The organism is Caballeronia temeraria, assembly GCF_001544795.2.
Lineage (GTDB): Bacteria > Pseudomonadota > Gammaproteobacteria > Burkholderiales > Burkholderiaceae > Caballeronia > Caballeronia temeraria.
This window is the reverse complement of sequence record NZ_FCOI02000015.1, coordinates 120,342-132,237: the sequence shown is the minus strand read 5'-3', so window position 1 is coordinate 132,237 and position 11,896 is coordinate 120,342. Positions and strand designations below refer to the sequence as shown.

At 65.0% G+C, this 11,896-nt stretch carries 13 protein-coding genes; 5 read left to right on the top strand and 8 right to left on the bottom strand.

The window, feature by feature from the left end:
• Window positions 1-43 precede the first annotated feature (43 nt).
• The 5 genes from AWB76_RS21880 to AWB76_RS21860 all read left to right on the top strand — a co-directional run bounded on the left by AWB76_RS21880 (window position 44) and on the right by AWB76_RS21860 (window position 5,599).
• Window positions 44-2,560: an ABC transporter permease gene (locus AWB76_RS21880; protein WP_374729940.1), complete on the top strand. Its 2,517-nt coding sequence runs from the start codon at window positions 44-46 to the stop codon at window positions 2,558-2,560.
• Between the two features lie 18 nt (window positions 2,561-2,578).
• A complete protein-coding gene (locus tag AWB76_RS21875; protein ID WP_061162224.1) occupies window positions 2,579-2,992 on the top strand; it encodes a group II truncated hemoglobin in 414 nt (137 codons plus the stop codon).
• A gap of 106 nt (window positions 2,993-3,098) precedes the next feature.
• Window positions 3,099-3,830, top strand: a complete 732-nt coding sequence (locus tag AWB76_RS21870; RefSeq protein WP_061162223.1) for an alanyl-tRNA editing protein — start codon at window positions 3,099-3,101, stop codon at window positions 3,828-3,830.
• Between the two features lie 2 nt (window positions 3,831-3,832).
• Window positions 3,833-4,411 (top strand): DUF924 family protein, encoded by a 579-nt coding sequence (locus AWB76_RS21865; RefSeq protein ID WP_061162222.1) that lies wholly within the window; start codon window positions 3,833-3,835, stop codon window positions 4,409-4,411.
• Window positions 4,412-4,720: 309 nt separating this feature from the next.
• Window positions 4,721-5,599, top strand: coding sequence for a DUF5672 family protein (locus AWB76_RS21860; protein ID WP_061162221.1), 879 nt, complete (start codon window positions 4,721-4,723; stop codon window positions 5,597-5,599).
• An 85-nt stretch (window positions 5,600-5,684) separates the two neighbouring features.
• Here AWB76_RS21860 and AWB76_RS21855 read toward each other — a convergent pair whose 3' ends face one another.
• The 8 genes from AWB76_RS21855 to AWB76_RS21820 form a co-directional block, all read right to left on the bottom strand.
• Window positions 5,685-6,431 (bottom strand): SDR family oxidoreductase, encoded by a 747-nt coding sequence (locus tag AWB76_RS21855; protein ID WP_061162220.1) that lies wholly within the window; start codon window positions 6,429-6,431, stop codon window positions 5,685-5,687.
• A 12-nt stretch (window positions 6,432-6,443) separates the two neighbouring features.
• Window positions 6,444-7,028, bottom strand: a complete 585-nt coding sequence (locus AWB76_RS21850) for an LOG family protein (RefSeq protein WP_061162219.1) — start codon at window positions 7,026-7,028, stop codon at window positions 6,444-6,446.
• Entirely contained in the window at window positions 7,029-7,769 is a 741-nt protein-coding gene (locus AWB76_RS21845) for a TetR/AcrR family transcriptional regulator (RefSeq protein WP_061162218.1), read from the bottom strand.
• Window positions 7,770-7,913: 144 nt separating this feature from the next.
• Window positions 7,914-8,480 (bottom strand): diacylglycerol kinase, encoded by a 567-nt coding sequence (locus AWB76_RS21840; RefSeq protein ID WP_061162217.1) that lies wholly within the window; start codon window positions 8,478-8,480, stop codon window positions 7,914-7,916.
• A complete protein-coding gene (locus tag AWB76_RS21835; protein ID WP_061162216.1) occupies window positions 8,477-9,505 on the bottom strand; it encodes a glycosyltransferase family 4 protein in 1,029 nt (342 codons plus the stop codon). The genes AWB76_RS21840 and AWB76_RS21835 overlap by 4 nt, the downstream gene beginning before the upstream one ends.
• A gap of 29 nt (window positions 9,506-9,534) precedes the next feature.
• Entirely contained in the window at window positions 9,535-10,518 is a 984-nt protein-coding gene (locus tag AWB76_RS21830; protein WP_096031341.1) for a UDP-2,3-diacylglucosamine diphosphatase, read from the bottom strand.
• 79 nt (window positions 10,519-10,597) lie between these two features.
• Window positions 10,598-11,119 carry an RDD family protein gene (locus AWB76_RS21825; protein WP_082864485.1) on the bottom strand — a complete coding sequence of 174 codons (522 nt, stop codon included), beginning with the start codon at window positions 11,117-11,119 and terminating at the stop codon, window positions 10,598-10,600.
• The gene (locus AWB76_RS21820; RefSeq protein WP_061162215.1) at window positions 11,116-11,883 is read right to left on the bottom strand and encodes a DUF3106 domain-containing protein; all 768 of its coding nucleotides are present in this window, start codon (window positions 11,881-11,883) and stop codon (window positions 11,116-11,118) included. The genes AWB76_RS21825 and AWB76_RS21820 overlap by 4 nt, the downstream gene beginning before the upstream one ends.
• Window positions 11,884-11,896: the final 13 nt, after the last annotated feature.

Here is an 11,896-nt window from a genome sequence, read left to right as displayed (position 1 = left end):
AGGCAAGGCAGGACACTCGCATCCGGGCATCAAGCTCGGTTTCATGCAGACGGTGCGCCAGGCGTGGCGCATGACCGGGCGCGACTGGCGCGCCGGCGAGCTGACGATGCTGCTGCTCGCGCTGGTGCTGGCGGTGGCGGCGCTTTCCAGCGTCGGCTTTCTCGCGGATCGCATGCGTCAGGGGCTCGCGCGCGACGGCCGTCAGATGATCGCCGCCGATTTCGTCGTGCGCGCCGATCATCCCGTCGATCCGATGTTCGCGACGCAAGCGAAATCACTGGGTCTCGAAACGGCGGGCACGACGATCTTCCCCAGCATGATCAGTTCTACGTCCGCGCAGCCGCTCTCCAGGCTCGCGGCAATCAAGGGCGTGACGCAGGGTTATCCGTTGCGCGGCGCGCTGCGCATCGCGCCGGGCGTCGACGCCGCCGATGCCCCCGCGCACGGCATTCCCGCGCCCGGCACCGTCTGGGTCGATGCCGCCTTGCTCGATGCGCTCAAGACGAAGGTTGGCGGCACGGTGAAGGTCGGCACGCGCACGTTCACGGTGGCGGGCGTCATCACGCGCGAGCTGGATCGCGGCTTTTCCTTCGTGAACTTCTCGCCGCGTCTGATGATGCGCGCCGACGAGATCGCGGGCACGGGGCTCGTCGGGTACGGCAGCCGCGTGACGTATCGCTTGCTCGTCGCCGGGTCCGACAGGCAGGTCGAGCAGTTCGCGAAGTTCGCGCGCGAGAACGTCGATGGCGGCAAGCTGCGCGGCGTCGGGCTGGAATCGCTCTCGGACGGCCAGCCGCAAGTGCGCCAGACGATCGATCGCGCGAGCCATTTCCTCACGCTCGTGTCGCTGCTGACCGCGCTGCTCGCCGCGGTCGCGATCGCGATGGCGGCGCATCGATTCGCGCGGCGTCATCTCGACGGCTGCGCCGCGATGCGCTGTCTGGGCGTCAGCCAGCGCACGCTGCGCGCGCTCTTTCTGAACGAATTCCTCGCGATCGGCCTGATCGGCAGCGCGGTGGGCGTCGTGCTTGGTTTCGGCGGCCATCTCGTGCTGCTGAACTGGCTCGGCTCGCTCGTCGATGTCGAACTGCCGCAGCCGAGCGTCTGGCCCGCGCTGCAAGGCGTCGCGATGGGCCTCGTTCTGCTGCTCGGCTTCGCGCTGCCGCCGCTTCTGCCGATCACGCGCGTGCCGCCGGTGCACGTGATCCGGCGTGAACTGGGCGATGCGCAGCGCGTCGCGCATGCGGCGTACGGCGTCGGCGTGCTGCTGTTCGCGGCGCTGCTGATCCTCGCGGCGGGCGAACTGAAGCTGGGCGGCATCGTCGCGGGCGGTTTCGCGGCGGGCTTGCTCGTGTTCGGCGCGATCGCGCGCGCGGCGCTCTGGGCGGCGGCGCGCTTCGTGCGGCGCGAGCGGAGCGGCGCGGGCGTGGGCTGGCGCTATGCGCTGGCGTCGCTGGAGCGCAGGAGCGGATCGAGCGCGCTGCAGATCACCGCGCTCGGCATCGGGCTGATGTGTCTGCTGCTCATCGGCATGACGCGCAACGATCTCATCAAGGGCTGGCGCGACGCGACGCCGCCCGACGCGCCGAATCAGTTTCTCATCGACATTCAGCCGGACCAGCGCGCGGGCGTGCTCGACTATCTGCACACGCACGGCCAGCCCGACGCCGCGCTCTCGCCGATGGTGCGCGCGCGCCTCGTCGCCATCAACGGCAAAGAGGTGAATCCGGACAATTACGACAAGGCCGACGCGAAGCGCCTCGTCGATCGCGAATTCAATCTGTCGTACACGACCGAGCTGCCGGGCGACAACCGTGTGACGCAAGGCGCGTGGTTCGGCAACGACGGCAAGCCGCAGGTGTCGATCGAAGAGGGCATCGCGAAGACGATCCGCGTGAAGATGGGCGACGTGCTGCGTTTCGATGTCGCCGGGCTGCCGGTCGAAGCGCCGGTGACGAGCGTGCGCAAGGTCGACTGGAATTCGTTCAAGGTCAACTTCTTCGTGCTGATGCCGCCCGGCGCGCTCGCCGATCTCCCCGCGACCTTCATCACGAGCTTTCATCTGCCGGCGCAGGAGCAGCGCGTGATCGACGGTCTTGTCGCGCGTTATCCGAACGTGACGGCCATCGATATCGCGCCGATTCTCGCGCAGATTCACCGCACCCTCGCGCAGGTGATCGGCGCGGTGCAGTTCCTGTTTCTCTTTACGCTCGCGGCGGGCGTGCTCGTGCTCTACGCGGCGCTCGCCGGCACGCGCGACGAACGTCTGCGCGAATCCGCGCTGCTGCGCGCGCTCGGGGCGTCGCACAGGCAGATCCGTTCGGTGCAGGTCGCGGAATTCGTCGCCGTGGGCGCGCTCTCGGGGCTGATGGCGGCGATTGGCGCGCAGGGCATCGGCTATGTGCTTGCGGCGCGCGTGTTCGAGTTTCATATCGATTTCAATCCCTGGCTCGTGCCGGCGGGCATCGTGGCGGGCGTCGCGTGCGCGGGACTCGGCGGCTGGCTGAGCCTGCGGCGCGTGCTGGCGCGTCCCGCGCTGCAATCCCTGCGCGACGCATAGTTTTTCCGAATCAGAGCAATGACCGACGTCAATCCCGATGACGAAGTGCAAAAGCCGACCGCTTTCGAGCTGATCGGCGGCGAGGAGCGCGTGCGCGCGCTCGTCGACCGTTTCTATGACCTGATGGACCTGGAGCCCGCGTTCGCGGGCATTCGCGCGCTGCATCCGCCGACGCTCGACAATTCGCGCGACAAGACCTTCTGGTTCCTGTGCGGCTGGATGGGCGGTCCGGATCACTACATCAGCCGCTTCGGGCATCCGCGTTTGCGGGCGCGGCATCTGCCGTTTTCCATCGCGTCGAGCGAGCGCGATCAGTGGCTGCGCTGCATGGCCTGGGCGATGGAAGACATCGGCATCGACGAAACGCTGCGCGAGCGTCTCCTGACCTCGTTTTTCGATACCGCCGACTGGATGCGCAACCGTCCCGGTTGATTCGCGTCCTTTTGTACCGGTTCGACCGGGCCGTCACTGCTGCATCATGTCCGGTCGAGGGCGTTCGAAAGCGCCGTCTCCCCCAATACAGCCAGGAAGCACGACCATGAGCACACGCGCACTCTTTCGCGAGGACGCCTATCTGACGCGTTGCGACGCGACCGTCACCGCCATCGACGAACTGGGCATTCACCTCGATCAGACCGTGTTTTATCCGCTCGGCGGCGGTCAGGCGGGCGACGCGGGCACATTGACGCTCGCGGATGGCACGGTCATCGCGATCGCGGATACGCGCAAGGCCAAATTCGAAGGCGCGACGCCCGATGACGCCGTTCACGTGCCCGCGCCAGGGCAGGAAGACGCGCTGGCGAAGCTGAAAGCGGGCGACACCGTGAGCGCGGAAATCGACTGGGCGCAGCGTTACCGGCGCATGCGGCTGCACACGGCGAGCCATCTGATCTGCGCGGTGCTGCCGTATCCCGTCGATGGCTGCAGCATCACGACCGAATATGCGCGTCTCGATCTCGCGACCGTCGAGCCGATCGAGCGCGATGAAGTCGAAGCGAAGCTCAACGCGTTGATCGGCGGCGCGCACGGCGTGCACACCGAATGGATCACCGACGACGAAATGGCCGCGCGTCCCGAACTCGTGCGCACGATGAGCGTAAAGCCGCCGATGGGCCTCGGCCGCGTGCGGCTGTTGCGCATCGAGAACGTCGACCTTCAGCCGTGCGGCGGCACGCACGTGCGCAATACGGAGGAGATCGGCACGCTGCGCATCGCGAAGCTGGAGAAGAAGAGCGCGCGCACGCGGCGGCTGGTGCTGGAACTGGCCTGAGCATGGATGCGCGCGCGCAGGCGGTGCTCGATCTGTGGTTCGGCGGGCCCGCCTCCCCGGAATTCGGTCAGGATCGCAAATTGTGGTGGAAGAAGAAGCGCGCCTTCGATTCGATGCTCACCGAACGTTTCGGCGCGCTGCTCGATGAAGCGCACGCGGGCGGCTTGCGTGGGTGGGAAAGCACGCCGCTCGGCACGCTCGCGCTGATCGTGCTGATCGATCAGTTCTCGCGCAATTGCTATCGGAATACGCCGCGCGCCTTTGCCGGCGATGCGCGAGCGCTTGCGCTGGCTCGCGGGCTGGTCGAAACCGGTGGTGATCTGCGGCTCGGAAGTGCATACCATCGCGCGTTCGCGTACATGCCGTTCGAGCACGACGAGACGCTGGAGGGGCAGCGCGAGGCGCTGCGGCTTTTCGCGAAGCTGAAGGACGAGACGGGTGTGTCGAGTTTTTACGAATCGGCGGTGGAGCACGCGGAAGTGATCGAGCGCTTCGGGCGCTTTCCGCATCGCAACCGGATTCTCGGACGCGAGATGTCCGTCGATGAAGAAGCGTGGCTGGCGAAGCACGGCGGGTTTTGAGATGGCGTTCGGCGGCGCAGCCGACTGGAGCGCATCCGCAAGCTCTCGCCAATAGACCACGCGATTCGTGTAATGCTCGCCGCGCGGACTGGGTGATACCTAGGCTTCGGCCTATGCACCGAGGCGAGCAGCGCGCTTTCTGGCGCTTCATCGAAACGACCTATTTGCTAATCGATAAGGATGGCGAATAAATTATCGATATGCGAGATCGATGAAAAATGGCGGCTTGCACAGCAGGGCGAATTATGAGATGGAGGCTGTCATTGGCGATGTAAGATGCGTCGGTGTACATCAGATGCGTCATCTTCCATGTCTGACTTCCGCAACATCACTCTGGTCTCCGTCACTGGTTTGAACAATGCCGAGGGTGCCGCTTTCGCTCTCGAACTATCCCGCCGCCAGATGCCTGACGCTTCTGCGATACTCCTCAGCCCATGCATGCCGGACAACCTTCCGCCGGAAATCCGCCATCGGGCCATTGCACCCATGAGCCAGAAGGACTACAGCCTTTTCATGTTGTTTGCGCTGTGGCGAGTGATCGAAACCGAGTATGTGCTCATCGTTCAGGATGACGGATGGTTGATCGACATCAATAACTGGAGCGACGAATTTCTGAAGTACGATTACGTCGGCGCGCCGGTGCAGCTTGGACGTGTCGACAAGCCCGAAGGCACCTACTGGATGAAGGACTTCAGTTGGTACTCCGAAATAGGAAGGCCGGACACCTTTGTCATACCTGTGCTGAATGGCGGCTTTAGCCTGCGTAGCCGGCGCATGCTTCGTGCGCTGATCGATCATCCGCATATTCGCATGGAGATTCCGCCGCCGCAGATCGATGAATCCGGGCCGATCCGCATGACCTGGTTTCACGACGCCCCCAATGAGGATGTGCAACTCACCGGCGTGCTGCGCCGGCAACTGGAGGCCGTGGGGATGCGCTTTGCGCCGCTCGAAGTCGCGTCGCGGTTTGCTTTCGAACAGGCTGCTTTCGGCGAATTGGGCGGCGACCCCAGGCTCGTGCTGGGCATGCATGGGACCTGGCGCCGGTTGGTCAGCATCGATCCGCCGATCGTGCGCTATAACGAGAAGCGGAGCTATCTCGCCGATGATCATCCGTTCGAGCCGGCGGTCATCAGAATGCTCGAGGAACGCGGCTATCGGCTCGAGTTCGTGCCAGAGTCGACCTGACTACGTCACCCGAAGAGACAGCAGACCGGCACCGCGCGCAAAGCGGCTCGACTTCCCGCCCGGCAGCCACGGCGCGCTGTTCGATTCACCGCCCGCCCGTCACATCCAGAATCGCGCCGGTCACATACGACGACGCATCCGATAGCAGCCACACGATCGACTCGCCGACTTCATCGGCGGTACCCGCGCGTCCGATCGGCGTCTGCACGCCCAGCACGTGCGCGCGATCCGGCTTGCCGCCGCTCGCGTGGATGTCCGTGTCGATGAGTCCGGGGCGAATCGCGTTCACGCGCACGCCGTCGCGTCCGAGTTCCTTCGACAGCCCGAGCGTGAGCGTATCGATCGCGCCCTTGGAGCCGGCGTAATCGACGTACTCGTTCGGCCCGCCGAGCCGTGCCGCCGCCGACGAAACGTTCACGAGCGATCCGCCCTTGCCGCCGCGCGAGGTCGACATGCGACGCGCCGCCTCGCGCGCGCACAGATACGCGCCGAGCACGTTGATGTCGAAGATGCGCTTCATGCGCGCGATGTCCATGTCCGCGAGTGCCGAGCCGGGCGCGACGATGCCCGCGTTGTTCACGACGCCATCGAGCTTGCCGAAGGTTTTTTCGGTCGCGTCGAACATCGCGATGATCGCGGCTTCGTCGCTGACGTCGCCGGCAATCGCGATGGCCTTGCCGCCGGCAGCGATGACGGCCGCGACGGTTTCATCGGCGGCGGCTGCGTTCGACGCATAGTTCACGCCGACCGACCAGCCGCGCGCGCCCGCGAGCACCGCAGCCGAACGGCCGATGCCGCGGCTTGCCCCGGTAATCAGGATGACTTTGGACATCGATCCGGCTCCTCAGACAGCGTTACGTTTTTCGGACCACTTGTCGTGCGTGGGCGGCGTGTAGCTTTTCAGCTTCGCGATCATCTCGCCGGGTTCGGCCGCGACCTGAATGAAATCGAGATAGGCCTCGCGCATGAATCCTTCCTCGACGGTATGACGCAGCATCGCCATGAGCGGATCGTAGTAGCCGTTCACATCGAGCAGGCCGACCGGCTTCTGGTGATAGCCGAGCTGCGCCCACGTGTAGACCTCGAAGAACTCCTCGAAGGTGCCGACGCCGCCGGGCATCGCGACGAACGCGTCCGACAGATCGGCCATCTTCTTCTTGCGCTCGTGCATGTCGGGCACGACGTGCAGTTCCGAGAGATCGGTGTGGCCCACTTCCTTCGCGAGCAGCAGCTCCGGAATGACGCCGACGGCGCGGCCGCCCGCGGCGAGCACTTCATCGGCGATGAGGCCCATCAAGCCGACGCGGCCGCCGCCATAGACGAGCGAGAGATCGTTCTCCACGAGCGCGCGGCCGAATGCGCGCGCCGCTTCTGCATAGACGGGACGGGCTCCGGTCGCGGAGCCGCAATAGACACAAACTGCCTTCATTTATCTGGAATCCTTCGGTGTATCGCTCTTCGCAGCGGGTTGTTGCGAATCGTCGCGCGGCGGCAGGAAATCCGCGTACTCGCGCTTCGGCAGCTTACCGGAAACGAGGTCGTCGAAGAGCTGCCGCGAGCGCCCGCGCAGATACGGCGCCATGATCGAGATGATGTGCAGACTCGCCTGATGCAGTTCCGTGCGGATCGCTTCCTGATCGTTGTATTTGCGCGGATTCATCACGTACTGATACGAGAGCCAGTACGTGGCGATCACACCGATGTTCGTCGCGATCACCTTGATTTCCTCGGGCGTCGCGACCATTTCCTGATCGGCCACGAGCGCCTCGCACAACTGGCTCGCGAAGTGCACCTTGTGCGTGATGATCTGCTTGAAGTGCGTCTCGAGGGTGCGGTTGCGCGCGAGCAGGTCGTTCAGATCGCGATACAGGAAGCGGTAGGCCCAGAGGAAATCCGCCATGTATTGCAGATACGACCACATCTCGTCGATCGTCGGGCGATGATCGTCCGGAAAGCGCAGACGCTTCTGAATCTGCTGTTCGAACTGCGCGAAGATGCTGTTGATGATGTCGTCTTTGTTGCGGAAATGGTAGTACAGGTTGCCTGGACTGATTTCCATCTCCTCGGCGATCGTCGTCGTGGTGACGTTCGGCTCGCCGATATCGTTGAACAACTTCAGCGACAGCTCGAGTATCCGTTCGCGGGTGCGGCGGGGTGGTTTGGCTTCCATGTCGTCCGACCTTGGGATCAGGCCGCGAGGACTCGGGATGAGCGTTCGCGCGGCCGCTTCCGTTGCTATTTTTGAGAATATCGGACGATTATAAACCGGTCGTTCGCCCGCACGGCTGCGCGCGTGGGGCGCAAGCCTTCTCATTTATAAGATACGCGCGAGCCAGGCGGATGCAAGCGGGGAGACAAGCGGCCACAAAATCAGGCCCCATGTGATGACGCAGACGCCGAGCGCGACCATCACCGCGGCGCTGCCGAAATCCTTCGCCCGCTTTGACAATTCGTGACGTTCGAGCGAGATGCGATCGATGGCCGCCTCGACGCTCGAATTGAGCAACTCGACGATGAGCACCAGCAGCACCGATGCGATCAGCGCCGCGCGCTCGACCGGCAGGACCGGCACGACGAGGCTGCACGGCAGCAGAATCGCGGCGAGCGTGAGTTCCTGGCGAAACGCGCTTTCCTCGCGGATCGCGACGCGAAAGCCGTAGAGCGAATTCTTCATCGCGTGCCACGCGCGCGTGAATCCGCGATTGCCCTTGTACGGATTAAAGGGCAGGTCGTCGGGGCCGAGCGGCTCGGCCGCCTGCGCGGGCGTTTCGTCGATGTCTTCGAGGTCGTCGTCGAAGGGATCGCGCGCGCGGGCGCTCGCCGGCGATGCGGCCCGCGCGTTCGCTTCGGCCCGCTCCTGCGCCACGGCGCGTCGCGTCATGCCGCCGCCTGCTCGGACGCGGCGCGCGGCCCGAACTGGCGCAGATGCGATGCGAACTGCTCCGACGCCGCGCGCCACGAGAAGCGTTCGGCCCACGCGCGGGCATCGGCGCGATCGATCTTCAGCGCCTGCAAACAGGCTTCGTGCAAGTCGTCGTAGAGCGCGCCCGGGCCGTGTTCGCCGAGCACGTCGATCGGACCCGTCACCGGATACGCCGCGACCGGCGTGCCGCAGGCCATCGCTTCGAGCAGCACGAGGCCGAAGGTGTCGGTCTTGCTCGGGAACACGAAGACATCCGCCGCCGCATAGACCTTCGCCAGTTCCGGCTGCGACAGCACGCCGAGATAGTTGACGTTCGTATAGCGCGACTTCAGCTCCGCGAGCGCCGGACCTTCGCCGGCGACCCACTTCGAGCCGGGCAGATCGAGCTTCAGAAACGCCTCGACGTTCTTCTCCACGGCCACGCGCCCGACGTACAGAAAGATCGGCCGCGCGGTGTTGAGCACCTTCGAGTCCATCGGATGAAAGATGTCGAGATCGACGCCGCGCGTCCACAGCACGACGTTGGTGAAGCCGTACTTCTCGAGATCGCTCCTGACGACGGGCGTCGGCGCCATCACCGCCTGCGAACCCTTGTGGAACCAGTGCAGGAAGCGATACGTCAGCGCGAGCGGAATGCCGAAGCGCGCCTTCACGTACTCCGGAAAGCGCGTGTGATACGCGGTCGTGAACGGCAGCTTGTGACGCAGCGCATAGGCGCGCGCGGCGAGCCCGAGCGGCCCTTCGGTGGCGATATGCAGCGCGTCCGGCTCGAATGCGTCGATACGGCGCGCGACGCGCTGTCCCGGCAGCAGCGACAGGCGAATCTCCGGATAGGTCGGGCACGGAATCGTTCTGAACTCGAGCGGCGTGAGCAATTCCACGCGATGTCCGAGGGCGGTGAGTTCCTTCGTCGTCTGCGTGAGCGTGCGCACGACGCCGTTGACCTGCGGCTCCCATGCATCGGTAACGATCATGATTTTCATCGGCTTTGGCCCCGTTGGTTCGTTCGTGGTCAGACAGTCGCGCGGGCTTTCGCCGTGTGCGCTTCCGGTGAGCGCATCACCGTCCAGTAGACGACTTTGAGTTCGCCGTCGTAGGTCTCGACGAGCGCCGAGAGACTCTCGACCCAGTCGCCGTCGTTGCAGTAGAGAATCCCGTCGATGTCGCGGATCTCCGCCTTGTGGATGTGCCCGCACACGACGCCGTCGCAGCCGCGGCGGCGGGCTTCATCGGTCATCACGCGCTCGAACTGCGAGATGAAGTTCACCGCGTTCTTGACCTGATGCTTCAGGTACTGCGACAGCGACCAGTAATTGAGACCGAGCCTCGTACGCACGCGATTGAACCAGCGGTTGAGCAGCAGGATCATCGTGTAGGCGGTGTCGCCGAGATAGGCGAGCCATTTGGCGTGCTGGATCACGCCATCGAAGAGGTCGCCGTGCACGATCCACAGGCGCTTGCCCGCGAGCGTCGTGTGGAAGGCTTCGCCGCGCACGTGGATGTCGCCGAACGCGAGATCGCAGAACTGGCGCGCGGATTCGTCATGATTGCCGGGGATGTAGACGACCTGCGTGCCTTTCCTCGCCTTGCGCAGGATTTTCTGCACGACGTCGTTGTGCGCCTGCGGCCAGAACCAGCCTTTGCGAAGCTGCCATCCGTCGATGATGTCGCCGACGAGATACAGATATTCCGACTCGTGATGCCGCAGGAAATCGAGCAGATACGGCGCCTGGCAACCGCCCGAGCCCAGGTGGATGTCCGACAGCCAGATCGTGCGATAGCGATGCGGCTGATCGGCCGAATCGGCGATGTCGTCGTGATGGCCGGGCGTGTCGATGCGTGTATCGGGGAAGCCCGGCACGCCTGCGGAGGCGGACTCGGTTGATTCGGTCGACTCCGATCGCAGTGCGAAAGGACCGGTGCGTAGTTCGCTATTGCTGAAGCGGAAGGGAGAGGGCGGGTCGATTGCCGGTCGGGCGGACGAGGTGAAGGCCATTGGCTCGCGCATCGGGTTTCGGTATGCGCATTACGCCGTGCGGCTGTGACCGAGCCGTGACAGTCACGAGAAGTTCTTATTACTTGACAGCAGGTTGCGCGGCAACGATGCGTGTGCCGGCGAGGCGATCGTGAAGGAATTGACGCGCCGGATCGAGCCACACGGCGGCGGCCCACAGCGCGACCCATGCCGCGAAGACGGCGAGCGTCTGCGGCACGGCAAGAGAGAAGAGCGGATGCAGCGCGAGCGGTGGCAGGAACCAGAGCCACGCGAGCGCGTAGCGCGCGAGCGCGCGCGCGGGTTTGATGGCGTGCCCGTGTATGTCGACGACCTTGAGGCGCCAGGTTTTCATCGGCAGGGTCTGGCCGCCGTGCGTCCAGAAATAGACGAAGTAGGCCGCGAGCACGATGCCGATCCACGACATCAGCCAGTTGTGATGCGTGAGGCCGTTGCGTTGCTGCGTGAGCGTGCTGAACAGATAACCGGCGATGAACACGACGCCGAAGAGAATGACGCCTTCGTAAAGCATCGTCGCGAGGCGGCGGCGCAGCGTGGGCGCGCGCATCGGATCGACGGTGACGACGGCCGGCTGCGCGCTCACGAGCCGTTGTACATCGAAGGCGCCTGCTGCGGCGACACGGGAATCGGCGTGGCGGGCACGATGCTCGCCGCGTTCGGGATGGCGGGCTGCGCCGGCGCGCCGGAGACGGATGCAGCCGGCGCGGCCGCCGCGCCCGATCCGCCTTCCGCGTGCCCCGGCACGTGCCCCTGCTCGCGCGCCGCGACGAGGCGGTTGATGTCCTTCACTTCGGTCTTGCCGGTGGGCGGCGCGGAGACGACCGTCGGACGGCGCCCGTGCTCGCTCGCGGCGAGCTTCTTCTTTTGCTCTTCTGAGAGCTTCTGATAGGCGTCCCACGCCTTCTCGCGCTTTTCCAGCGGCACGGATTTCGAAACCTGATAGTTTTCGCGCGCGACCTTGCGCTGGTCGGGCGTGAGCCGCACCCATTCTTCCATGCGCTGATGCAGATGCTTTTGCGCCTCAGGCGACATCCGATGGAACCGCGACGCGATTTTCAGCCACTTTTGCTTGCGCTCGTCGGAGAACGAATCCCATTGCGTGGCGAAGGGCGCGAGCGCAGCGTGTTGCGCCTCGGTGAGATGGCTCCAGGACAGCGGGCCTTCGGGCGACAGCGCCGACAGCGGCGAGGCGCCCGAATCGGCGCTCGTGCCCGAACCGCCGCTCGGCGCGGCGGCGGCCGAAGGCGCGGCGGCGGTGGAATAGAAGCGCGGATAGGTGGCGGCGAACGCAACCAGACCCGCAATCGCGCAACCAAAGACAATCGCGAGACCGCGCTTGTAACTCACCCGAAAATTCCCC